21 protein-coding genes and 2 pseudogenes are annotated in these 24,067 nt (G+C 62.7%); 10 read left to right on the top strand and 13 right to left on the bottom strand.

Translation table 11 applies throughout. The annotated features are described in order from the left end of the window. The first annotated feature begins 113 nt into the window (after positions 1-113). The gene (locus QPK32_RS14560; protein ID WP_290413503.1) at positions 114-2,486 is read left to right on the top strand and encodes a DNA internalization-related competence protein ComEC/Rec2; all 2,373 of its coding nucleotides are present in this window, start codon (positions 114-116) and stop codon (positions 2,484-2,486) included. Here the strand turns inward: QPK32_RS14560 and QPK32_RS14555 are convergent. Together QPK32_RS14555 and QPK32_RS14550 are read right to left on the bottom strand one after the other, a co-directional pair. Beyond that, positions 2,483-4,006, bottom strand: coding sequence for a cell wall metabolism sensor histidine kinase WalK (locus tag QPK32_RS14555; RefSeq protein WP_290413502.1), 1,524 nt, complete (start codon positions 4,004-4,006; stop codon positions 2,483-2,485). The two genes, QPK32_RS14560 and QPK32_RS14555, sit on opposite strands and share 4 nt — an antisense overlap. A gap of 2 nt (positions 4,007-4,008) precedes the next feature. Next, positions 4,009-4,695, bottom strand: coding sequence for a response regulator transcription factor (locus QPK32_RS14550; protein ID WP_290413501.1), 687 nt, complete (start codon positions 4,693-4,695; stop codon positions 4,009-4,011). Positions 4,696-4,831: 136 nt separating this feature from the next. Between QPK32_RS14550 and QPK32_RS14545 the strand changes: the two genes are divergently transcribed. From QPK32_RS14545 to dcd, 4 genes are all read left to right on the top strand, one after another. After that, positions 4,832-5,389 carry a Spy/CpxP family protein refolding chaperone gene (locus QPK32_RS14545; protein WP_290413500.1) on the top strand — a complete coding sequence of 186 codons (558 nt, stop codon included), beginning with the start codon at positions 4,832-4,834 and terminating at the stop codon, positions 5,387-5,389. A 6-nt stretch (positions 5,390-5,395) separates the two neighbouring features. Continuing rightward, complete coding sequence (locus QPK32_RS14540) at positions 5,396-6,310, top strand: intradiol ring-cleavage dioxygenase (protein ID WP_308632558.1); 915 nt, start codon at positions 5,396-5,398, stop codon at positions 6,308-6,310. A gap of 75 nt (positions 6,311-6,385) precedes the next feature. Then, complete coding sequence (locus QPK32_RS14535) at positions 6,386-7,219, top strand: alpha/beta fold hydrolase (protein ID WP_290413499.1); 834 nt, start codon at positions 6,386-6,388, stop codon at positions 7,217-7,219. Positions 7,220-7,280: 61 nt separating this feature from the next. Then, a complete protein-coding gene (gene dcd, locus QPK32_RS14530) occupies positions 7,281-7,847 on the top strand; it encodes a dCTP deaminase (RefSeq protein WP_290413498.1) in 567 nt (188 codons plus the stop codon). A 91-nt stretch (positions 7,848-7,938) separates the two neighbouring features. On the opposite strand, the gene QPK32_RS14525 is transcribed toward dcd, so the two are convergent. The 5 genes and pseudogenes from QPK32_RS14525 to QPK32_RS26700 form a co-directional block, all read right to left on the bottom strand. Further along, on the bottom strand, positions 7,939-10,194 hold the full coding sequence (locus QPK32_RS14525) for an arginine/lysine/ornithine decarboxylase (RefSeq protein WP_290413497.1): 2,256 nt from the start codon (positions 10,192-10,194) through the stop codon (positions 7,939-7,941). Positions 10,195-10,464: 270 nt separating this feature from the next. After that, positions 10,465-11,079, bottom strand: a complete 615-nt coding sequence (locus QPK32_RS14520; RefSeq protein ID WP_290413496.1) for a DUF4337 domain-containing protein — start codon at positions 11,077-11,079, stop codon at positions 10,465-10,467. 44 nt (positions 11,080-11,123) lie between these two features. After that, positions 11,124-11,612 carry a dihydrofolate reductase gene (locus QPK32_RS14515; RefSeq protein WP_290413495.1) on the bottom strand — a complete coding sequence of 163 codons (489 nt, stop codon included), beginning with the start codon at positions 11,610-11,612 and terminating at the stop codon, positions 11,124-11,126. A gap of 9 nt (positions 11,613-11,621) precedes the next feature. Next, positions 11,622-11,894 (bottom strand): annotated as a pseudogene (gene thyA, locus QPK32_RS14510) (thymidylate synthase); the annotation flags it as partial. Positions 11,895-12,189: 295 nt separating this feature from the next. Continuing rightward, complete coding sequence (locus QPK32_RS26700; protein ID WP_370661760.1) at positions 12,190-12,522, bottom strand: helix-turn-helix domain-containing protein; 333 nt, start codon at positions 12,520-12,522, stop codon at positions 12,190-12,192. Between the two features lie 97 nt (positions 12,523-12,619). On the opposite strand from QPK32_RS26700, the gene QPK32_RS14505 reads away from it, so the two are divergent. The 4 genes and pseudogenes from QPK32_RS14505 to QPK32_RS14500 all read left to right on the top strand — a co-directional run. Next, entirely contained in the window at positions 12,620-13,150 is a 531-nt protein-coding gene (locus QPK32_RS14505; protein WP_290413494.1) for a hypothetical protein, read from the top strand. Between the two features lie 678 nt (positions 13,151-13,828). Then, entirely contained in the window at positions 13,829-14,116 is a 288-nt protein-coding gene (locus QPK32_RS26695) for an MbcA/ParS/Xre antitoxin family protein (RefSeq protein WP_083685616.1), read from the top strand. 321 nt (positions 14,117-14,437) lie between these two features. Next, on the top strand, positions 14,438-14,803 hold the full coding sequence (locus tag QPK32_RS26690) for an HAD domain-containing protein (RefSeq protein WP_374046749.1): 366 nt from the start codon (positions 14,438-14,440) through the stop codon (positions 14,801-14,803). 133 nt (positions 14,804-14,936) lie between these two features. After that, a pseudogene (locus tag QPK32_RS14500) lies at positions 14,937-15,809 on the top strand (IS256 family transposase); the annotation flags it as partial. 150 nt (positions 15,810-15,959) lie between these two features. Here the strand turns inward: QPK32_RS14500 and QPK32_RS14495 are convergent. The 6 genes from QPK32_RS14495 to QPK32_RS14470 form a co-directional block, all read right to left on the bottom strand. Beyond that, complete coding sequence (locus QPK32_RS14495) at positions 15,960-16,409, bottom strand: copper-binding protein (RefSeq protein ID WP_075796133.1); 450 nt, start codon at positions 16,407-16,409, stop codon at positions 15,960-15,962. 89 nt (positions 16,410-16,498) lie between these two features. Further along, positions 16,499-16,756, bottom strand: coding sequence for a hypothetical protein (locus QPK32_RS14490; RefSeq protein ID WP_075796134.1), 258 nt, complete (start codon positions 16,754-16,756; stop codon positions 16,499-16,501). A 122-nt stretch (positions 16,757-16,878) separates the two neighbouring features. Next, entirely contained in the window at positions 16,879-20,055 is a 3,177-nt protein-coding gene (locus QPK32_RS14485; RefSeq protein WP_075796135.1) for an efflux RND transporter permease subunit, read from the bottom strand. Continuing rightward, complete coding sequence (locus QPK32_RS14480; RefSeq protein WP_290413493.1) at positions 20,052-21,611, bottom strand: efflux RND transporter periplasmic adaptor subunit; 1,560 nt, start codon at positions 21,609-21,611, stop codon at positions 20,052-20,054. Before QPK32_RS14480 ends, QPK32_RS14485 begins: the two co-directional genes overlap by 4 nt. A gap of 26 nt (positions 21,612-21,637) precedes the next feature. Further along, a complete protein-coding gene (locus QPK32_RS14475; protein ID WP_290413492.1) occupies positions 21,638-22,954 on the bottom strand; it encodes a TolC family protein in 1,317 nt (438 codons plus the stop codon). A 74-nt stretch (positions 22,955-23,028) separates the two neighbouring features. Beyond that, positions 23,029-23,370: a hypothetical protein gene (locus QPK32_RS14470; protein WP_156895811.1), complete on the bottom strand. Its 342-nt coding sequence runs from the start codon at positions 23,368-23,370 to the stop codon at positions 23,029-23,031. Between the two features lie 440 nt (positions 23,371-23,810). On the opposite strand from QPK32_RS14470, the gene QPK32_RS14465 reads away from it, so the two are divergent. After that, positions 23,811-24,017 carry a heavy-metal-associated domain-containing protein gene (locus tag QPK32_RS14465; protein ID WP_075796137.1) on the top strand — a complete coding sequence of 69 codons (207 nt, stop codon included), beginning with the start codon at positions 23,811-23,813 and terminating at the stop codon, positions 24,015-24,017. Positions 24,018-24,067: the final 50 nt, after the last annotated feature.

Below are 24,067 nucleotides of genomic sequence, written 5' to 3'. Positions count from 1 at the left end.
ACCGGGATAGCAGGGCTGCTGCAGATCATCCGAGCGCGGCGTGGGGCGCCTGCCACCCGCCCGGCTGCGTAATATAGCCGCTACCGAGTTCGTGCGCCGGAGGGGCCAGCGTCATGCGGATCGTCATCCTGGGCTTTGTCGCCGGCGCCGCCCTGTTGCAGTGCCAGCCGGTGCTCCCGGGATGGCCGGCGTGGGCGCTAGGGCTGGCCCTGCTGGCCGCCGGCGGCGCCGTTCGGTATCGCGCATGGCGGGCGCTGTTCCAGGGTGCCGGCGGCGTCCTGCTGGGTTTTGCCTGGGCCGCATGGCTTGCGGCCGGTGCGCTTGCCGACGGGCTGGCGCCGGCCGACGAGGGGCGCGACATCGCGCTGGTCGGCACCGTCGACAACCTGCCTGTCCGCTTCGACGGCGGCGTACGTTTCAATCTTGCCGTCGAGCGCGTCGTCGGCGGCGCGCCGGCCGTGCCGCCGCGCATCGCGCTGTCGTGGTACGCCGGGCGCGACGGGGCGGCGGCCGGCGACGTCCAGCCGGGCGAGCGTTGGCAGCTCACCGTACGCCTGCAGCGGCCCCATGGCAACGCGAACCCCGGCGGCTTCGACTACGAAGCGTGGCTGCTGGAGCAGGGCGTGCGCGCGACCGGCTACGTGCGGCAGTCGCCCGGCGCGAACCGGCGCCTGGACCGCTTCGTCCCTGGCTTCGGCAACCTGGTCGAGCGCAGCCGCGCCGGGCTGCGCGCGCGCATCGTAGGCGCGCTGGATGGCAAGCCGTACGCGGGCGTCATCGTGGCCCTCGTGATCGGCGACCAGCGCGGCATCGACGGGGCCGACTGGCAGGTGTTCAACCGGACGGGGATCGGCCACCTGATCTCGATCTCCGGCCTGCACATCACGATGATCGCGGGGATGGCGGCGCTGGCCGCGTCGAGCCTGTGGCGCCGTTCCTTCTTCACCGATGCCCAGCTGCCGCTGCTGCTGCCCGCGCAGAAGGTGGCGGCGTTGGCGGGCGCCGTCGTCGCGCTGCTGTACGTGCTGCTGGCCGGCTTCGGCGTGCCGGCGCAGCGCACGCTGTACATGCTGTCGGTGGTCGCGCTGGCGCTGTGGCTGGGACGCATCGGCGCCGTCTCGCACGTGCTGTGCGCGGCGCTGTTCGTCGTCGTCCTCCTGGACCCGTGGGCCGTGCTGTGGCCGGGCTTCTGGCTGTCGTTCGGCGCCGTCGCGACGATCCTGTTCGCGGGCCATGGCCGCATCGGGGCGCGCCGTCGCGGCTGGCAGGGGGCGCTGCTGTCCGCCGGGCGCACGCAATGGGCCGTCACGCTCGGACTGGTGCCGCTGACGATGTTGCTGTTCGGCCAGGTGTCCCTGGTCGCGCCGCTCGCGAACGCGTTCGCCATCCCGCTGGTGAGTTTCGTCGTCACGCCGCTGGCGCTGGCCGGCAGCCTGCTGCCGGCACCGCTGTGCGGCTGGATGCTGGCGCTGGCCCACGCCTGCGTGGCGCTGCTCGCCGGCCTGCTGGAGCAGCTGGCGGCGCTGCCCGCCGCGGTCTGGCGGGCGCCTGTGCCGTCGCCGTGGGTCTTCGTGCTGGCGCTGGGCGGCACGCTGTGGCTGCTGACGCCGCGCGGCTGGCCGCACCGCTGGACCGGCGCCGTCGCCTGGCTGCCCCTGCTGGCGCAGGTCCCCGACAGTCCGGCCGCCGGCACCTTCCGCGTCACGGCGTTCGACGTGGGGCAGGGCATGGCCTTGCTCGTCGAAACGCGCGGTCACCGCCTGCTGTATGACACCGGTCCGGCCTACGGGCCGGGAGCGGACGCCGGCAACCGCGTCATTCTCCCTTACCTGCGCATGCGCGGCATCGGGGCGCTGGACGGCATGGTCGTCAGCCACGGCGACACCGACCATACGGGCGGCGCCATCGCCGTGCTGGGAGAAATCGAAACGGGCTGGCTGGCGTCGTCGCTGCCGCCCGCCCATCCCGCCGTGCGCGCCGCCCGCCGCCACGTGCCGTGCGCCGCCGGCCAGCGCTGGGACTGGGACGGCATCCGTTTCGAGATGCTGCATCCCGCGCCGGCGAGCCACGGGGACGCGGGCCTGAAGGCGAACGGGAAGAGCTGCGTGCTGCGCATCGGGAACGGCCGCCATGCGGTGCTGCTGGCGGGCGATATCGAGGCGGCCCAGGAGCGTCAGCTGGTGGCGCGGGATGCGGCCGGCCTGCGCGCCGACGTGCTGCTGGTGCCGCATCACGGCAGCGGGACGTCGTCGACGCCCGCGTTCCTGGAGGCGGTGCGGCCGCGCACGGCCGTGTTCCAGGTCGGCCACCGCAACCGCTATCGCCACCCGAAGGCGGAGGTGGTCGAGCGCTACCGGGCGCTGGGCGTGGAGCGGGTGCGGACGGACGAAACGGGAGCGGTCGTGTTCGAGGTCGGCGCCGCGGTCGTCGCCACGAGCTACCGGCGCACGCATCCCCGTTACTGGTACGGCGCCGGTCCCGGCTAGGCCGCGCGCTGCCCGGCGCGGCGTTCGGGCTGGCGCTGGGCCAGCGGCAGCGTGATCGTCACCCGCATCCCGCCCGCCTCGCGGTTGGCGGCGGCAATCCGCCCGCCGTGCGTCTCGACCACGCGCTTGGCGATCGCCATGCCCAGGCCGTGGCCGTCGACGTTGTTCCGGGTCGGGTTCGAGCGGAAGAAGGGTTCGAACACGTCGCCCAGGTGTTCCTCGGCGATACCAGGGCCCTGGTCCTGTACCTCGATGTGCACCTGCGCGCCGTCCGGGTGGACACCGATCTCGACGCGGCCGCCCGCGCCGTGCTTGACGGCGTTGCGCACGATGTTCTCGACGGCACTCCACAGCAGGTCCGGGGCGCCGTGCAGCGTGACGGGCGTCGGCGCGTCGACGTCGATGCGGGCGCCGCTCTCGAACCGTGCGTCGTCCGCGATCTGGTCGACCATCTCGACGAGGTCGATCGCTTCGCCGGCGGGCAGCTGGGCCGACGCTTCCAGGCGCGACAGCGTCAGCAGCTCGCCGACCAGGCGGTCCATGCGCACGCTCTCGCGCTCGATGCGTTCCAGGGTCGGCTGGATGCGGTCCGGCTGCTGGTGGGCCAGGCCGATCGCGGCCTGCAGGCGCGCCAGCGGCGAGCGCAGTTCGTGCGACACGTCGTGCAGCAGGCGGCGCTGGCCGTCCATCAGGGCGCGCAGGCGTGCGCTCATGCGGTCGAAGTCCTGGCCCAGTTCGGCCAGCTCGTCGCCGATCAGGCGCGGGCGGTTTGCGGCGAACTTCGGCGCCAGGTCGCCGGCGGCGGCCGCTTCGAAGGCGCTGCGCAGCGCGCGGATGGGACGCGAGAAGTACCAGGCGAGCAGGGCGGCGAACAGCAGGCTGGCCAGCGTCGCGGCGACGATCGGCAGCCAGCGGCCCACGTGGCGCCCGAATTCCGGCGGCAGGCCGAGCCAGGCGCCGCCGGGACCGCGGGGGCCGCCCCGTTCCATGCCCGGACCTGGCGGCACGCCGGGGCCGGGTTGCATGCCGGGGCCGGGGGGCTGCTGGTCCATGCCCGGCGCGAAGGGGGCTCCCTCGATGCCGAAGCCGCGCGGCATGCCCTCCGGTCCTTGCGGACGCGGGGCACGCGAGGCGAACGCGAGGTAGCTGCGGCCGTCGGCACCGGACAGGCGGGTCACGGCCCAGGTGGGGCCATCGCCCGTCAGGCTCCGCTCGACTTCCTCGCGCAGCCGCGCCGGCACGGGCCGGCCCAGCAGTTCGCGGCCCTGTTCGTCCAGGACGTACAGGCGCATGCGGCGGCTCGTCGCCGCCAGTTCGCGCAGGCCGTCCACGCCCGCGTGCTTGAGCGTGGCGCGGGCGGCATCGAGCATGATGGTGGCCGGCGGGCTGGCGTCCAGCGTCGGCTCGCCGCTGCGCTGGCGCGCCTGGTCGCGCAGCCAGATGGTGCCGCCGATGCCGATCGTGGCCGCCACCTGGGCCAGCAGGATCGACAGGAAGAACTTCCAGAACAGCCGGCCCATCGTCACTCGCGGATCAGCTGGTAGCCGAGACGGTAGACGGTCTGCAGGCAGGAGCGGCCGTCCGACAGGGTGCCCAGCTTGTGGCGCAGGCTGGACAGGTGGACGTCGATATTGCGGTCGAAGCGGGCCAGCGGGCGGCCCAGGCCCTGTTCGGACAGGTCGTTCTTGCTGACGGGGCGCCCGGCGTTGCGCGCCAGGACTTCGAGCAGGTTGAATTCGGTGCTGGTCAGTTCCAGCGCCTGGCCGTCCCAGGTGGCGCGGCGCTGCTCGGGCAGCATGGTCAGCTTGCCGACGGTGAGCGTGATGCCGGGACCGTCGTTGGCCGAGCCCTGGGTGCGGCGCAGGATGGCGCGCACGCGCGCCGTCAGTTCGCGCGGGGTGCAGGGCTTGGTGACGTAGTCGTCGGCGCCCAGTTCCAGGCCCAGGATGCGGTCGGCGTCGTCGCCGCGTCCCGTCAGCATCAGGATCGGCATGCGGCTGGCGGCGCGGATGCGGCGCAGCGTCTCGATGCCGTTCATGCGCGGCATCATCACGTCGAGGATGGCGATCGCGTACTGGCCGCCCAGCGCTTCGCGCGCGCCGGCCTCGCCGTCGTGGGCGCAGGCCACGCGAAAGCCTTCCTGTTCCATGTATTCGGTGAACATGGCCACCAGTTCGGTATCGTCGTCGATGAGCAGTACTTGGTTCATGCTCGCATCTTAGCAAAGCGCCGTGCATGCGGGCAGGGCGGGCCGCTCGCCTTTACCTCGTTTTACAAGGGACTAACTCCTCTTTACATGGCGACAACTGACAATGGGGTCCTCCGAACCACACAGGATGCTCGCCATGAAATCCATTCGCCGACCGGTGGCCGTCGCGCTGCTCGCCACCTCGCTCATTACTTCGTTCGCCGGTGCCGCCGCATCGGCAGCCGCGCCGGACGACGACGCCGTCATCCCCGATGCGCCGCCGGGCGGCCCCGGCGCGCATGTTCCCGGTCCCGGTCCCGGTCGCCGCGGCCATGGCCCCGGTCCGGGCATGCCGTTCTGGCGCTTCCACGACCTGGCGCTGACGGAAGCCCAGCAGGACAAGGTGTTCAACATCATGCACGCCCAGGCGCCGCAGCGCCGCGAGCACGAGAAGGCGATCCGCAAGGCCGAGGACGGCCTGCGCGAGCTGGGCCGCGCCGAACGGTTCGACGATGCCAGGGCGGCCGCGCTGTCGCGCGACCTCGGCCAGGCCATCGCCGCCGCCGAGCTGCTGCGCGTGCGCACCGACGCCCAGCTGCTGGCCGTGCTGACGCCGGAGCAGCGCACCGAATGGCGCAAGCGCCGCCAGCACGGCCCCGGTCGCGCCGGCGGTCCCGAACGCGGCGACCCGGCGAGCCAGCGCGGCGGCGAATAAGGAGACATGGACGACATGCGCCACATCGACGACCATGACCACGGCCTGCAGGCCGACCTCGAACGCCTGTTGACGACGGCCGCCGACCGCCGTACGTCGCTGCGCTGGCTGTTCGCCGGCCTCGGCGCCGCGGGCCTCCCGCTGGCCGGGTGCGGCGGCGGCTCGGACAGTGCGGACGGCAGCGCGAGCACGTCCGGCACCGCCTCGACGGGCACGGGTTCCACGACCACCGGCAGCACGGGCAGCACGGGCAGCACCGGCACTACGGGCGCCGGCTGCGCCGTCATCCCCGAGGAGACGGCCGGTCCGTATCCGGGCGACGGCAGCAACCGCAATGCCACCGGCGTGGCCAATGCGCTGGCGCTGTCCGGCATCGTGCGCAGCGACATCCGCACCAGCGTGGCCACGGGCAGCGCCACCGCGGCGGGCATCCCGCTCACCATCAAGCTGCAGCTGGTGAACGTGGGCGCGAGCTGCGCGACGATCCCGGGTTCAGCGCTGTACCTGTGGCACTGCGACCGCGACGGCAACTACTCGATGTACGCGAGCGGCCTGACGAACGAGAACTACCTGCGCGGCGTGCAGGAGGCGGATGCGGACGGCGTCGTGACCTTCACCACGATCTTCCCCGGCTGCTATGCGGGACGCATGCCGCACGTGCACTTCGAGGTCTACCGCAGCCTGTCGGCGGCCACCAGCGCCGCCAACAAGATCAAGACCTCGCAGTTCACCTTCCCCATGGACGTGCTGAACACCGTGTATGCGACGAGCGCCTACGCGTCCAGCGCGCGCAACCTGTCGAGCATCAGCTATGCGACGGACAATGTGTTCAACGACGGTGTCACGCTGCAGATGGGAACGGTGGCGGGTTCCGTCACGGAGGGCTATACGGTCACGTTGACCGTAGGTGTTTCCCTCTAATAAGGCCACAGGGGCGCGATGACAGCATTACAATGGGTGCCCGTGTTTTTACGTGCTCTTTCACGTGCCCCCGCGATGACCCGACCGCTGCTGCATTTCGTCCATGGGAACAGTTATCCGTCCGGCGCCTACGGCCGGCTGCTCGACGCGCTGCGCGACGACTACGACGTGCGCACGACGGACATGCTGGGCCACGATCCGCGCTATCCCGTCGACGACAACTGGGAGGGCCTGGTCGAGGAACTGAGCGCGCAGCTCGCGGCCTATCCCGAGCCGCCCATCGTCGTCGGCCATTCGCTGGGCGGCGCGGTGGCCATGCTCGCGGCGGCGCGCCGGCCGGCGCTGGCGCGCTGCGTCGTGATGCTGGATTCCCCGGTCGTCGGCGGCTGGCGCGCGCTCGTGTGGCGCCTGGCCAAGGCGCTGGGGCTGGGACGGCGCCTGTCGCCGGGCGGCATCGCCCTGCGCCGGCGCCATGTGTGGCCGTCGCGCCAGGCGGCCTACGACCATTTCCATGCCAAGCCGCTGTTCCGCGCCTGGGCGCCCGGCGCGCTCGACGACTACCTCGACCACGGCCTCGTGCCGCACGCGGACGGCGTCCAGCTGCGCTTCTCGCGCGAGGTGGAATCCGAGATCTACAGCACGCTCCCGCACGACATGGACCGCATCCTGCGCGCGCCATTCCCCGTGCCCATCGGCTTCGTCGCCGGGACCGACTCGCTCGAGCTGCGCCGGGCCGGCCTGGACGCGACTCGGCGCCTCGTCGGCGACAACCTTGTCATGATTCCCGGCACCCACCTGTATCCGATGGAGTCGCCGCAACTGACGGCCCGGCTCACGCACGAAATGATCGCGCGCCTGCTGGCCCAGGCGCCGGAACGTCATGCCGGCCGCATGGCGGCTGCCATATAAAAACGGGCGGGAATAGCGTAGAATCGCGGGATTTACATCTTCACTAAAGAGAAGCCCAGCGATGAGTATCAAGAGCGACAAATGGATACGCCGGATGGCGGAACAGCACGGCATGATCGAACCGTTCTCGCCCAACCAGGTGCGCGAGGCCGACGGCCGCAAGATCATTTCGTGGGGTACCTCCTCGTACGGCTACGACATCCGCTGCGCCGACGAATTCAAGGTCTTCACCAACATCAACAGCACGATCGTCGACCCGAAGAACTTCGATTCGAACTCCTTCGTCGACATCAAGAGCGACGTCTGCATCATCCCGCCGAATTCCTTCGCGCTGGCCCGCACCATCGAGTACTTCCGCATCCCGCGCAACGTGCTGACGGTCTGCCTGGGCAAGTCGACCTATGCGCGCTGCGGCATCATCGTCAACGTCACCCCGTTCGAACCGGAGTGGGAGGGCTATGTGACGCTGGAGTTCTCGAACACGACGCCGCTGCCGGCCAAGATCTACGCGGGCGAAGGTTGCGCCCAGGTGCTGTTCTTCGAAAGCGACGAAGTCTGCGAAACCTCGTACAAGGACCGTGGCGGCAAGTACCAGGGCCAGCACGGCGTGACGCTGCCCAAGACCTGAGCGGCCGGCCGTTGCGGACAATAAAAAAGGGGCCTCGGCCCCTTTTTTCATGCGCGGGCCCGGTTTGCTCCGGGCCTGCGTCGTGCCTGACTCAGTCCTGCTTCACGCAATCCACGAAGTAGCCGCGCTTGCCGTCGACCTCGCGTTTCACCAGGCCGTGCACGTCCGTTTCGAAGCCCGGGAAGCGCTCGTTGAAGTCGCGCGCGAAGCGCAGGTAGTCGACGATGGTCTTGTTGAAGCGCTCGCCCGGGATCAGCAGCGGGATGCCCGGCGGGTACGGGGTCAGCAGGATGGCGGTGATGCGGCCTTCCAGCTCCTCGATCGCCACGCGCTCGATCTCGCGGTGCGCCATCTTGGCGAACGCGTCCGACGGCTTCATCGCCGGGACCATGTCCGACAGGTACATCTCCGTCGTCAGGCGCGCCACGTCGCGCGACTTGTAGAAGTCGTGGATCTGCTGGCACAGGTCGCGCAGGCCCCAGGACTCGTAGCGCGGGTTGGCGGCCGTGAATTCCGGCATGATGCGCCACATCGGCTGGTTGCGGTCGTAGTCGTCCTTGAACTGCTGCAGCGCCGTGACCAGCGTGTTCCAGCGGCCCTTGGTGATGCCGATGGTGAACATGATGAAGAACGAATACAGGCCGCACTTCTCGATGATGACGCCGTGCTCGGCCAGGTACTTGGTCACGATCGAGGCCGGGATGCCGGACTCGCCGAACGAGCCGTCCAGCGACAGGCCCGGGGTGACGACGGTCGCCTTGATCGGGTCCAGCATGTTAAAGCCTTCGGCCAGCTTGCCGAAGCCGTGCCAGTCGTCCTCGGCGTGGATCATCCAGTCGGCCTGGGTGCCGATGCCTTCCTCGCTGAAGTCCTGCGGACCCCAGACCTTGAACCACCAGTCGTCGCCGTACTCGGCGTCGACCTTCTGCATGGCGCGGCGGAAGTCCAGCGCTTCATAGATCGACTCCTCGACGAGGGCTGTGCCGCCCGGCGCTTCCATCATCGCGGCGGCGACGTCGCACGAGGCGATGATCGAGTACTGCGGCGAGGTCGAGGTGTGCATCAGGTAGGCTTCGTTGAACGCGTCCTGGTCCAGCTGCACGGTTTCCGATTCGCGCACCAGCACCTGCGATGCCTGCGACAGGCCCGCCAGCAGCTTGTGCGTCGACTGGGTCGAGAAGATCATCGACTGCTTGGCGCGCGGGCGGTCGCGGCCGATGGCGTGCATGTTCTTGTAGAAGTCGTGGAAGGTCGCGTGCGGCAGCCAGGCTTCGTCGAAGTGCAGCGTGTCGATCTCGCCGTCCAGCAGCTCGCGCAGGGTCTCGACGTTGTAGACGACGCCGTCGTAGGTCGACTGCGTGATGGTCAGGATGCGCGGCTTCTTGTTCTTGGCGTCGCGGGCGAACGGGTTCGCCTCGATCTTCCTGCGGATCGACTCGGGCGAGAACTCTTCCAGCGGGATCGGGCCGATGATGCCCAGGTTGTTCCGGGTCGGCATCAGGAACACGGGGATCGCGCCGCACATGATGATCGAGTGCAGGATCGACTTGTGGCAGTTGCGGTCGACGACGACGATGTCGCCCGGCGCCACGGTCGAGTGCCAGACCATCTTGTTCGAGGTCGAGGTGCCGTTGGTGACGAAGTAGCAGTGGTCCGCGTTGTAGATGCGCGCGGCATTGCGCTCCGACTTGGCGACGGGGCCGGTGTGGTCCAGCAGCTGGCCCAGTTCCTCGACGGCGTTGCAGACGTCGGCGCGCAGCATGTTCTCGCCGAAGAACTGGTGGAACATCTGGCCGATCGGCGACTTCAGGAAGGCCACGCCGCCCGAGTGGCCCGGGCAGTGCCAGGAGTACGAGCCGTCGTTGGCGTAGTTCACCAGCGCGCGGAAGAACGGCGGCGCCAGCGAGTCCAGGTAGGCCTTGGCTTCGCGGATGATGTGGCGCGCGACGAATTCCGGCGTGTCCTCGAACATGTGGATGAAGCCGTGCAGCTCCTTCAGGATGTCGTTCGGGATGTGGCGGCTGGTGCGGGTCTCGCCGTAGATGTAGATGGGGATGTCCGAGTTCTTGTGGCGGATCTCCTGGACGAAGGCGCGCAGGCCGGCCAGGGCGACCTCGGCTTCCTCGTGGGTGCCGCCACCGAATTCCTCATCGTCGATCGACAGCACGAAGGCCGAGGCGCGCGACTGCTGCTGGGCGAACTGGGCCAGGTCGCCGTAGCTGGTCAGGCCCAGGACTTCCATGCCTTCCTTCTCCATTGCCGCGGCGAGCGCGCGAATGCCGAGACCCGACGTGTTCTCGGAACGGAAATCCTCGTCAATGATGACGATGGGGAAACGAAATTTCATGGACAGCTCCAAAACGAAGCGCCGTGCACGCCGCCGTCCAGGTCATGGATGGCGGCCGGCACGGCACTGGAAAAAAAGAGAAGCGGATTTTCGCAGAAATTGTCCGGTCCCGTGCAAAATATTTTGCCAGGATAGCCAGACGGTCCATATTGTGGCGCACTCTTGTTTAATCAAGATGACGGGACGGCATGCATGGCGGGAGGGGGCAGAGCCCGGTGTTGCTTTTCAAAGCGCTCTGACTCGGGTGCTGAACGGCGCCCTCGGAGCGCATCAATGCGGCGCGGCCCCGCCCGCCAGCAGCGCGCCGATCGGATCGACATGCAGCCACGCGAACGCGCCCAGCAGCAGGCCGATGCCCGCCACCGCGTACGTGGCGCCGAGCAGCCAGCGGCGCCGCGTGAGCAGCGTGATCGCCGCCAGCGAAATGGCGATCTGTTCGGCCGTGGTCGCCAGCGCCCACTGGTGGTGGGTGTGCAGCGCGCGCTCGGACTTCGCGTTGTACCGCTCCGCTTCGGCCTCGTACTTCTCGGCCTCTTTCTTGATGTCCGCCTTCTGCGCCTCGTAGCGGGCGGCGTCGGCCTTGTACTTGGCCCCGTCCACGCCCGGCAGCGTGGCGGCCAGCTCGGCCAGGTTCTGGCGGCTGGACTTGGCCTGGTAGTAGTTCCAGGCGTTCGCCGCCGTCGTCTTGGCGATCGCGGCATCGTTCTTGAAGAGGGCGGCGTCGTTCTGCGTCGCGCCGCCGAGGTAGCCGAACAGTGCGCCGACCGTGGCCAGCACGGCCGTCATCACGGCGATGTTGTTGGAAAAGCCGTCGCTGCCGTGCTGCGCGGCGTGTTCGACTGCATGGTCGTGCGGACCATGGACGTGGAAACCGTGTCCTGACATGGGGTGCTCGATTGCTGTATAGCTGTAAAACGGTGAGGCGGGAGCTACCCGACCTTGTCGTAGGTGACGAAGGAGAACTCGACGCCCTCGGCCTCCGAGCGCTGCGGCTCGCTCGCCACGGCCGTCCAGCGCGCCGGGTCGATCTCGGGGAAGAAGGTGTCGCACGCGTACTGCTTGTCGATATGGGTGACGATCATGCGGTCGGCCAGGTCCAGCGCTTCGGCGAAGATCTGGGCGCCGCCGATGATGCTCGCCGATTCGCCGCCGGCCAGCGCCACGGCATCCCGCAGCGAGTGCGCGACCTCGACGCCTTCATGGCGCCAGTCGGCGTTGCGCGTGACGACGATATTGCGCCGCCCCGGCAGCGGACGGCCGATCGAGTCGAAGGTCTTGCGGCCCATGACGATCGGATGGCCGAGCGTGACGCGCTTGAAGTGCGCCAGGTCTTCCGGCAGGTGCCAGGGCAGCTTGTTGTCGATGCCGATGCCGCGCCGTGCATCCATGGCGACGACGATGGTCAAGTGCTTGCTCATGTGCGCTCCTCAGACGGCGACCGGTGCCTTGATGGCCGGGTGCGGGTCGTAGCCGACGACCTCGAAGTCGTCGAAGGTGTAGTCGAACAGCGAATCCGGCTTGCGCTTGATGACCAGCTTGGGCAACGGGCGCTCTTCGCGCGACAACTGCAGCTGCACCTGTTCCAGGTGGTTCGAGTACAGGTGGCAGTCGCCGCCGGTCCAGATGAAGTCGCCCACTTCCAGGCCGGCCTGCTGGGCCATCATGTGCGTCAGCAGCGCGTACGAGGCGATGTTGAACGGTTTGGTCACATTGTCAGAACTCAGAGATTCTGTACTCATAGGCTGCTCTTTGGTCTTGGACAAACTATCTCTCTCAATGATAATGGTCGCTCTAGCTGCATGAGGTCCAACCGGCCGCTGTGGGTAAGTGGGGGTAAGCTGTGTGCGGGGCGTGTACAACGGGTTCATGTTGTGCACCCCCGTGCACAGCTTATCCCCACGGTGTTGGGCGGGTGCTCGCCCAACATATCCACAGCCGGTAAGTGCGAATTTTCTTGCTGAACACATAATGGTAAGCCATCAACAGGTGCGCCTATTACCGCAAACGTCCCTTTTGCACTTTTAGAACAGGCTGTGCTGAGTTCGCCCGTCGGCGCTGTCCATTGCGCGAGACTGATGAGAGATCTACGTCCTTGAGAAGATCCGGAAGTGTCACGCCGAGCGCTAAACATAAACTAGTTAGTGTCAAAAGAGATGGGTTCGCAATCCCACGCTCAATCTTGGAGACAAAAACTCGGTCGACCTCCGCTGCGAACGCAAGACCCTCTTGACTCATTTTTGAGGAGATTCGTAGACGCTTCAACGTCCTGCCAACAGCCGTGCACACCGGATCCCTGTGTTCGGTATTTTTTTCGGGTGTCGAGGTCATGGCTGGCATGATGCCCGCGGACCACGGTTCTTACGATGTACTATACGCTACATTTAAATGTAGTGTATAGTCTACAAACGTTACTACAGCGCTGCGCTTGCGCACCAGTGAGCGGTACTTCCTCTGGTTTGCCGCACTATGCGCAGCCGGGCTCTTATATTGGAAGGTATTACAAGTGTTCCATGCTTACGACAACTGGGAAGACAGCGATCGTTTAGAAGTGATACGCCAGATGTTTCAACAGCCGGGCTTACGCAGATATCGGTTTTTTGAAGTGCCTCTGAATTCGCAAATATTTCATTTAGATATTTCCCCTGTGGGGGGGTATGGTCCGCAGCAGCGCTTCATATTCGATAAGGTTGAGGACATTTTTGATTTCTGTCTTTGCGAGAAAATTTCTGATTTTCGGATTCATGTTCAAACGCGGCGAGATGGTAGAGGAAATTTCCAGTTAAAGCGAATTGTTAAGATTTTGGAAGGGGCCGTAGCCGAAGGCGGGTTTGCGCGAATTTTTGTAGCGGCCGACGGGTCAGTCGAGAAAGATGATTTCCTTGAGGTAAGTGGGGAAGATATCGTTGCTCCGCGCTGTGTTTGGTCGGAGGCAAAGGAATTTGACCCGGGTTTCTAAGGACGTCAGCATTTAAGTTGTGCAAGCGTAAATGTGCATGCTATTAAACTAAAGTTGTGTGGCATGGAGGTCGCTCTAAATGACGGAGACCCGTGGTTTCGCATGGGTACTTATGGTTTTTTTATTGTTCTTAGGCTCGTAAGCTTCGCGGTTTGAGGCGAAGGTAGATGCGGTAGAAAGATCGTTTTACATTTCCGCTCCTATCCCCAGCAGTCGGAGTGTTTGTCAAACGTGAAAATGGGATCGTGCTATGACCGAATATGACGAAAGCGAGTACGCGAAAGTTCCGTCAGATTTTCCTCGTGGCGTCTCGACCGGCGCGGTTCCGGGTACTCAGCTGAAAATCCTTGTAGTGCAGTACAAAGGTACGTTCTACCCTGCGGGGTCTACGCCTCCTGAGGTGTATGAGCGTTGGATAGGCTGTGAAGAGATTGCGCAAGACCTCGCTTCTGAAGCCAAGCGAGATAAGGCCGACAAGTTGACGCGTCGGACCGAATCCGAGATGCTCCAATGGTACTTGGACATATTGAGTAAATCTTGGATGACATTGAGCGAAGCAAAGTGGATTGTTCGGCGCATGGGAGATATCCTAAATTGGTCAGTTCCCATGTCGGCGTCCGTATAGTACCCCGCCTGCCGGTATTCAACTGTTTCGCAATAGCAGTCAGGTTCCAGAGTATGAATGCAAGAAATCGTAAGAAGCGGCGGTATTTTCATCTTAACCGCGCCATCCGTTATAACGTACGAAAAACTTATGTAATTTTCGGCGGGAATCTAAAGATATGGAATGCCATCTCGCCCTATGTTTTTCGCGTGTTTGGAAATGACTATTCAGCCGCTTGGGACTGGTTTACCAAGCCAGCGCTCGCCTTCAACGGAATGCGGCCAGCTGATTTAGTGCAGGCTGGTGAGGTACAGTTGGTAAGAGAGCATTTGTTGAGATTGGAATACTGCGTGTACACTTAGCGTATATGTACTCTCGGCCGTTACCATCAATTTATTGACGACAATCGAGGACGCTTATGCTGGCGTTTTTAATGGATTGGGATAGCGTGAACCAGTCTACGCTCGTCCATTATCGTGAGCGCAGCAGAACACTGACGCTTTGGCCGCAATGTCCCTTGAAGTCCACACGCTCCGGCAGCACGGTAATCGTCGCGGCAAGCCGCTGGCGATAACTGGATTTGAACTTATGGTTTAGTGGGTCTAAACGAAATCAAGGCCGGAGTTTAATATGCTGTAGAGAGTTGTACGCGTTTTCGCTCTCGCAGGCGTAGATTATTTTGTATGGGCCCTATACTCTATCTCGATTATGATGGCGTTCTGCACCCATCTGATGTACGCATTACTAAGGCTGAGCCGTTACGGCCGCGGATATATCAAAATGGGCGGCCGACGGATCGCCTTCTCTTCGAGAATGCACCACTTTTAGCATGTATTTTGGAGGCATTTCCAGAGGTTCGTATATCGCTAGCGACTAGTTGGGTGCGAATACTGGGCTACGAATTTGCTGTGCAGCAGCTGCCACCGGCGCTGCGCGCGCGAGTAGTAGGGACAATCTGGCAGGGTTCGATGCTGCGGTTCCCCCCGCAGCGGAGACATGACGCCATTACCGGCGATGCCGAAGAACGGGGGGGGGCGAGCGCTGGCTAGCACTGGACGATGACATCGAGGGTTGGCCCGCGGACCGGCGTCATCTGGTTATAGCCCCAACGGATTCTTGGCAGGGCCTTCCACGTTGGCGTCTCTGCACCACCGTCCCAGCAAATTGGCACCAATGTCAAGGTCCCGTGGAATGAGCGTGTGCGAGATTCAGGCGCATTTGCTGGAACTGTACGGCACTGAGGTGTCGCCGGACCTGATTTCGACTATCACCGACGAGGTGCTCGAAGAGGTCACGCAATGGCAGCAAAGGCCGCTTGAAACGATGTATCCGATCGTGTATTTCGATGCTCTGCGCCTGAAAATCCGGGATGAAGGCAGCGTCAAAAACAAGGCCGTGTATCTGGCCTTGGGCATTCGTGCCGATGGCCGTAAGGAGGTGCTGGGACTGTGGATCGAACAGACCGAAGGCGCCAAGTTCTGGCTGAGGGTTTTTAACGAACTCAAGAACCGTGGCCTGGACGATGTCCTGATCGCCGTCGTCGATGGCCTGCGCGGCTTCCCGGAGCCCATCAAGGCCGTGTATCCACAGGCGCAGATCCAGACGTGCATCGTGCACCTGATCCGCAACTCGACCACGCTAGCGGCCTGGAAGGACCGTAAGGAACTGGCAGCGGTGCTCAAGCCGATTTACCACGCCGCCAACGCCGAGCTGGCCGAAGCGGCGCTGGATGCGTTTGCAGCCGGACCATGGGACACCAAATTCCCGACTGTAGCCGCGATGTGGCGACTTCAATGGTAGCAGGTGATTCCCTTCTTTGCCTACCCGCCGGAAGTGCGCACGATTATCTACACGACCAACGCCATCGAGAGCCTGCATATGCCCCTTCGCAAGATCGTCAAGAACCGCGGTCACTTCCCGAGCGACGAGGCCGCGACCAAATTGTTATTTCTGGCCTTGCGCAACATCGAGAAAAATTGGAAGATGCCGCAGCGCACCTGGAAGCAGGTTGCAAACCAATTCGCCATCATGTTCGGCGAGCGCTTCACGAACGCAATTATCTACGCTACGGGTTCCGGGGCGTTATTAGCTAAAACTCGCGAGCAATTAGAATCAGCACAGCGGCGATGGCGGATCTACCGTCGCGGCTACCCGGATTGTCACTGTGCTGACGAATAGAACCCGAGCTGAAGACCCGTATTCCGCTTATTTAACTGCTGAAACGACGTAGTTCGATCCTTGCTGCGTGAACTCAACGTCCACTTTCTTTCCGACTGCGAGCTTGTCGAGCAAAGACTTGTCCTTGACGCCGAAAGTCATCGTCATTGCCGGCCAGTTCAGGGTCTTTACCTGGTCATGGGCAAGTGTCACCTTGCCGTTGGCCGGATCTACCGATTTCACCACGGCTGACGTCTTGTGTACTGTGCCTTCCTTGGAGGTACCTTGGACTTTGCTGTCGGCAGTGTTCTCCTTCATCATCTCCTTACATCCCTCCATATTCATGCCTTTCATATTGTTCATGTCCATGCCTTTCATATCCTTCATGTCCATGCAACCCTTTTTCATTTCCATGCCCTTCATGTCGCCTGTCTGGCCGAAGGCGGTTCCGGAAATGGTCAGTGCAGAAATAAAGGCCAGTTGGGCAAAACGTTTCATGAGAATTCTCCTCAAGTGAATAAAAGTAAAGTCTTGAGTCCGCGACGGGACGCCAAGTTGTTGTGGCTAAGATTGCCGATACGGGTTCATTAATGATCAGCCTGCTGCTTTGACTTGTTCATCATTTCCATGCACGCCTTTATCATCTGTTCCTTGTCGGTTTGGTTACCCGGCAATTGCAAGGTTTTCTGTTGCTCATCTTGGGTGCGCTGAGCTTGTTCCTGTCGCATGCGCTCCGCCTTGACCTTGCGTCCGTGCTCGATGATTTGCCAATCAGGACCGGCGAACGCCGGCAAAGCGGTAGCGAATGACATCACGCTGAGTAGGGTGACAAGAAATTTTTTCATGATTGACTCCTTCAACGACTGCGAAAACTGAACTCGACCAAACCTGCCTGCAGCAAGTTTTAACCGTCTACGCTCTGGCCTGCTAAACGAGCCGGACCTTGAGACACCGTGCAGAGGTAAGCTCATGTAGTTTCATAGTTGGCCTCCTGGTGGGCGGGTCTTCGCGCGTTCTCTTTTCGTAACTCCCGGCGGCGCATCAACAGGTACACAACCGGAACCACAAACATGGACAGCAATGGCGCGGACAACATGCCGCCGACCATCGGCGCAGCAATACGTTGCATGATTTCCGAGCCGGTGCCGGACGCGATCATGATCGGAACAAGGCCTGCAATGATCACCGCCACAGTCATGGCTTTTGGCCGGACGCGCTGTACCGCCCCTTCCCGAATGGCGTCCAACAAATCGGCCTCGGATGACTTTCCGACAGTGACGTGAGCCTCCCAGGCCTGCTTCAGGTAGAGCAGCATGATCACCCCGAACTCGGCCGCGACGCCGGCAAGGGCAATGAAGCCGACCGCGCTGGCGACAGACAGGTGATGGCCGAGCATCCAGAGCAGCCAGACGCCGCCTGCCAGTGCGAACGGCAGGGTGGCCATGATCAGGATGGCTTCGTCAAAGCGCTTGAATGTCAGGTAGAGAAGGACAAAGATCACCAGCAGCGTCGCCGGTACGACAACCTTGAGCTTCGCGCTGGCGCGTTCCAGGTATTCGAACTGACCGGACCACGAAATCGAATAGCCAGGCTGCAGCTTGACCTGCTTGGCGACAGCCTGCTGCATGTCCCGCACCACCGAGCTCATGTCACGCCCGCGGATGTCGACGTACACCCAGCCAGACAGCCGTGCATTTTCGCTCCTGAGCATGGGCGGGCCGTCATTGATGCGGACCGTCGCTACATCTCCCAGGCGAATCTGTGCGCCGCGCGGCGTCAGGACCGGCAACTGGCGGAGGTTCTCGACTGAATCCCTGACTTCGCGTGGATAGCGGACATTGATCGGGAATCGCTGCAGGCCTTCGACGGTCTCGCCGATGTTGTCGCCGCCGATTGCCGCCGACACGACACTCTGCACATCGGCGATATTCAAGCCGTAGCGCGCTGCCTGGTCACGATTGATATTGACGTCAATATAACGTCCACCGTTGAGACGTTCGGCAAGTGCCGATGAAACGCCGGGCACCGTCTTGACGATCCGTTCGATTTCGCCAGCAACGCGGTCGATCTCCTGCAGACTGGTACCGGCCACCTTGACCCCGACCGGACTCTTGATTCCGGTGGCCAGCATGTCGATGCGGTTGCGGATCGGTGGGACCCAGATGTTGGAAAGCCCAGGCACCTTGACCACGCGGTCCAGTTCTTCCACCAGCTTATCCGGTGTCATTCCCGGCCGCCATTGATCCTTTGGCTTGAACTGGATCGTGGTCTCGAACATCTCCAGTGGAGCAGGGTCGGTCGCCGTCTCGGCCCGTCCCGCCTTGCCGAAGACGCTTTGCACTTCCGGTACCGTCTTGATCAGGCGGTCCGTTTGTTGCAACAACTGCGACACCTTGCCAACCGAAAGCCCTGGTAGCGCCGACGGCATGTAAAGAAGGTCGCCTTCGTCGAGAGGCGGCATGAATTCGCCGCCGAGCCGGGTCATCGGCCAGACGGTGATGGCGGCAATCATGGCGGCGACGACCAGGGTCGACTTGGGAAAGCGCAGCACGCCATCCAGTAACGGCCGGTACAGGACGATCAGGAAGCGATTCAGCGGATTCTTCTGTTCGTCGGGAATCCGTCCGCGGATCAGGTAACCCATCAGCACCGGGATCAAGGTCACGGCCAGCCCCGCGGCGGCTGCCATCGAATACGTCTTCGTGAAGGCAAGCGGTGAGAACAGCCGTCCTTCCTGCGCTTCCAACGTAAACACCGGAATGAACGACAGCACAATGATCAACAGCGAAAAGAACAGTGCCGGACCGACTTCGGCGGCGGCGTCCCCAATGACCCGCCAGCGCGCTTCTCCGTCGAGTTTTGCGCCGGGATGCTTGTGATTCCACGCTTCGATATGCTTGTGTGCGTTCTCGATCATGACGACGGCGGCGTCCACCATGGCGCCTACCGCGATCGCAATACCGCCGAGCGACATGATGTTCGCGTTCACCCCCTGGTAATGCATGATGATGAAGGCGGTCAGAATACCGATCGGTAATGTCACGATCGCGACCAGCGCGGAGCGCAGATGGAACAGGAAGATTGCGCACACCACCGCAACAACGATGAACTCCTCCACCAACTTATCCCTGAGGTTGTCGACAGCGCGCTGGATGAGGTTCGAGCGGTCATAGGTCGGAACGATCTCCACGCCCGGAGGCAAACTCGACTTGAGAGACGCCAGTTTGGCTTTCACCGCGTCGATGGTTTCCAGTGCATTCTTCCCTGAGCGCATAACGATCACGCCACCCGCCACTTCGCCTTCGCCGTTCAGCTCGGAGATGCCGCGCCGCATTTCCGGTCCCAGCTGGATTCGCGCGACGTCTCCGAGCAGGACGGGAACACCAGCCTGGGAGGTCATCAGTGGGATCTTGCGAAAATCGTCGAGCGATTGCAGATAACCGCTCGCACGCACCATGTATTCGGCTTCGCCCAGCTCGAGCACGGAGCCACCGGCCTCCTGGTTGGCCTTTTGCACGGCGTCGATGATCACGTTATGCGCGATGTTGTAGGCCCGCAGCTTGTCAGGATCGAGGACGATCTGGTATTGACGAACCATGCCGCCCAGGCTTGCGACTTCCGACACATTGGGTACCGTCTTGAGCTCGTACTTGAGGAACCAGTCCTGGAACGCGCGCAGCTGCGACAGGTCCATCTTGCCGCTACGGTCGACTAGGGCATACTCGTACACCCAGCCAACGCCACTGGCATCCGGCCCGAGCGCTGTCTTTGCCTGTGGCGGCAGGCGCGACTGAACCTGGTTCAAATATTCCAGTACGCGCGAGCGTGCCCAGTAGGGGTCGGTGCCGTCCTCGAACAGGATGTAGACGAAGGAGTCGCCAAAGAAAGAATAGCCGCGCACCGTTTTCGCGCCGGGTACCGACAGCATTGTCGTCGTCAGCGGATAAGTCACCTGATTCTCGACAATTTGTGGCGCCTGGCCGGGATAGGATGTGCGGATGATCACCTGCACGTCGGACAGGTCGGGCAGCGCATCCAGAGGCGTACGTTGCAGCGCATAGATGCCCCAGGCCGTGATGCCGAGTGTCGCAAGCAGGACCAGGAAGCGATTGAGGATCGACCAGCGAATGAGTTTGGCGATCATTTCCTGGAGTCTCCCATTCCGCTCATGCCCTGCATCGACGGGCCGGCAGGGGACATGCTGGTGATCTGGAACGCTCCGTCCTTGGTCTGCTGGAATTCGAAGTTCATCATGTCGCCGACCGCCAGATCTTTCGGTACACCTCCTGCCGGGACCTTGAACCCCATTGTCATCGCCGGCCACTGCATGCTCGGGATCGGATCGTGCGAAAACGTGATTTCATCCTTGTTGATGTTCTCCACCTTGCCATGCGCACGATGTGTCGTTGGCCCTGCGCTTGGCTTGGAGTCTCCCGCCGGCGCAGGACCGCTCAGCCGGTTCGTGGTGCCTCGCAGGCTGGCTTCGGAATCGATCAGGAACTGGCCTGAAACAACAACTTTTTGCCCGACGTCGAGACCTTTGAGGATTTCGGTCTGGCCGTTGCTCTCGCGGCCGATCTGGACATCGACGGGCATGAATTTGCCTTGACCCTGTTCAAGCATCACGACACTGCGCTTACCGGTCTGGATGACTGCTTCCGTCGGCACCGTCAAGGTTTCCGCGCTCGCCGCGGGCGTAAAGTTCACGGTGGCAAACATGCCCGGCACCAGTCGCTGTCCGGGATTGGCCAGCTCGACCCGCGCTTTCAATGTGCGCGTTGCCGCCTCGACTTCAGGCAGGATCGCGCTGACCTTGCCCTTCAATACTGTGCCCGGCAGGGCAGGGGTACGGGCTTCCACCAGTGTGCCTGGGCGCACCTCGGCCGATGCGGCTTCAGGAAGCTCGGCGTTGACCCAGACCGTGCTGAGTCCATTGATCCGGAACATAGGTGCGCCCGATGCGATCGTCATCCCTTCACGGACTGTCAGTTCTCCGATCACGCCATTGATCGGCGAGCTGACGGTCAAACGGGGCTGCACCTTGCCGCTGGACTCGACGCTACGGATCTGCGCATCCGTCATGCCCGCCAGGCGCATACGCTGTCGCGCCCCTTCCGCCAGTCCGTCCGTCCCGGGACCGTTCATTTTCATTGCGGTGAGGTATTCCTCCTGTGCTGCTACCCAGTCGGGTACATACAGTGCGGCCAGCGGCTGGCCTTTCTTTACCGGGTCAAGCGCTGCACGCACGAAAAGCCGCTCGACATAGCCGTTGCTACGCGCCTGTACCACGGCGACGTCACGCTCGTTGTACGCGACGCTGCCAACAGCTTCCACATTGGCGGCAAACCTGGCTTTCGTGACTTCGGCGGTACGAACACCCAAGTTCTGTTCAACGCGAGGACTGATGCTGATCTTGCCTTCGTCGCCAGCCTCATCCGCATACACGGGCACCAGTTCCATGTCCATGAACGGTGACTTGCCCGGCTTGTCGAATTTCTGGCCCGGGACCATCGGGTCGTGCCAGTAAAGCACCTTGCGTCCATTGGTTTGATTCACACCTGCCCCTTGGGCGGAGGACGCCGTTTGTGGAACGGTTGACATCCCCATCCCTTGATTCATGCCGAGCTTGTACACGCCATACCCACCAGCGCCCAATGCAGCAGCCACGAGCAGAGCAATTGTTATTTTTTTAGTATCCATATAAACATCCTTGTTCGCCCGGCTTTTCAGTGGCCGGGACCGCCGTTTTGCGGAAAGAGAAAATTCAATTGCGCCCACAAGCGGTCGGTTTCCTGCTCGAGTTGTAATGCCTGCAGGCGCACTTCGATTTCACTGCGACGAGCGGCGATGACGTCCGCCAGCGTGGCTTTTCCGCCCCGGTAGGCGGCAACGATCGCGGTTGTTCTGGAGTTGGCCAGAGGGGTCAGTTCTTTCTCATACCGGGTTTGTCGCTGCCTGTCCGTATGCCACTCGTTCAACATGGCACGCACTTCGGCGACATGGGCACGCAACATATCTTCGCGCTCGGCCCTCGCCCGTTCGACCTGAGCCAGCTTGGAAGACAGTTCGCGATCCTGGCGGTTTTTCTGGTCCCACTGCAGGGGCACCGAAAGGCCGATTGACACCATGTCCGAATACCCTGGGCCGCGTTGTTGCACTGCGACCTCGACGCTCCAGTCCGCTTTCTTGTTGGCTCTTGCAAGTTGCGCTTCTGCGACTGCGATGTCTTCCTGCCTGGCCAGCACGGCAAGTTCTGGGTGGTGGTTAAGCTGGGTGTCGAGTGTGGCCTCGTTGAGGCGGATGGTATCGACCGCCGGTTTGGCGCCCAACGGCTGCTGCGCCGCGTCACCGATCCACCGAGCCAGTGCGATTTTAGCGTTGCCGATGCGGCGGTCGATATCGCTAGCCTTGTCCTCCAGGGCCGCAAGTGCGCTGCGCGAACTGAAGATGTCGGCCTGGTTGCCGCGGCCGGCCCGATACGCGGACTCGGCCGCCTGGATTTCCAGCTTCGCCTGATCTATCTGTTCGGCTACTGCGGCCGACATGGCTTCGGCGTAGTAACGGTCCAGCCAGGCCAAAGCGGTCTCGCGTTCGATTGTCGCGGCCGTGGCCGCTTTCTCCGCAATCGACTTTTCCGCTTCGCGTTCAAACCGTTCGGCACGCAGGCGACGTTTGTCGGAACGCGTCAGCTCTTGCATGACACCGACCCGTCGCATCGTCATGAAGTCACGCGTCAAGCTGAAGCGATCTTGTCCATTGATCGGCAGGTTATCGATACCGACCTTCAGGACTGGATCTGGGAGCTGACCGGCAGCGACCGACATCTCCCGTGAGGACTGGACAGCGTAGTCTTTTGCCGCCAGCATTCGCGATCGCTCGATGGCCCGCTGCTGGGCTTCAGCCAGCGTCAATGGCGTTTCAGCGGCAAACGTAGGATTGCCAAGGACAAGCGAGACAGCAAATACAAGAAGAAGGACAGCCCGGGAAGACCGAACAGTCGAACAAGGCGTCATTTGCGACGCCATGATATGTGGGGAAAACATCAAACCTCCAGAATGCATTGAGTAACACCGCCCGCGCAAAAGCGCAGCGATGAGGAATCATGCAAACTGAAGGATCAAATGCGGAAACAGCAGTTGCGAATGGCTATGGGCGGTGCCGTCGCATAGGTGAGGAAGGCGGGAGCAGGCCAGCCGAGAGGCCGCTGGTACGTCAATGTGTTCAGGCTTATCGGAAGCCCGTACCCTACCGCCACGAAAGGCGCCAACGGTGGCGTCGCCGGCTTGTCGAGCGATTGCTTGTCTGTCTGGTGGGACGCATGGCACAGGCTGGGCTGTTCCATATCCATGTCCTGGCATGCGACCATGTCGGCTGGCTTCGCATGCACGGACGAGGTCAACTGATCGTCATTTCCCAAGTTCAGAGCTGGGCACGCATAGGCCGACACAGCGAGCTGCATGAACAATATGCTAAACAGCAGTATTGTTGCGGCAATCAGTCGGGATGTGCGAGGAAGTCTCATGGTCAGGATGTAGTCTAGGACCGCCACATTTTGTTGTCAATTATACCGACCTTAAATGGCGAGTATTTAACTCTTTCGGTTCGGGTAACGCGTCTATTCAGGCTCGTCTCAGAGCGTGTAGACGAATTGAGTGGCGTAGGTGTGGCCCAAGCGCAGACAATCTACAAGTTCTTTTTCTGAATCGTGATTGCTCCGGCCCTGATTACCTTCGCTGTCCCTTATGGCCTGCCGCTTCTTGGAAATACGAGTTAAGCGGTCTCTTTGGGCACTGGCAATTATCATATGTCTACGCGGTGAAATCACCACAGATAGAGCTTGACCTTCCTATCATGGGAAGGTCTACATTGTAATCGGAGCAATCAGACAGGAGGAAAGCAATGTACACGCTTAAGGTAGAAAAGATGTCCTGCGGCGGCTGCGCCAGCCGGGTTACCCGGACCGTGCAGACCTTGGATCCGGATGCAAAAGTCGAGGTGCTGTTGAAAGACAAGCTCGTCCGTGTGGAAAGCGCGAGAGCACCGGATGCAGTCGCCGCCGCGATTACCGCTGCCGGCTATCCGGCTACTCAGGTAGCGGCTGACTGAGCCGGATGTACCCAATGTGAACTTGCAATAACGAGTCCAGGAAAGGTTCC

It is taken from the genome of Massilia sp. YIM B02763 (genome assembly GCF_030412015.1).
In the GTDB taxonomy this organism is placed as follows: Bacteria; Pseudomonadota; Gammaproteobacteria; order Burkholderiales; family Burkholderiaceae_D; genus Telluria.
This window is presented reverse-complemented; position numbering and strand designations above follow the sequence as displayed.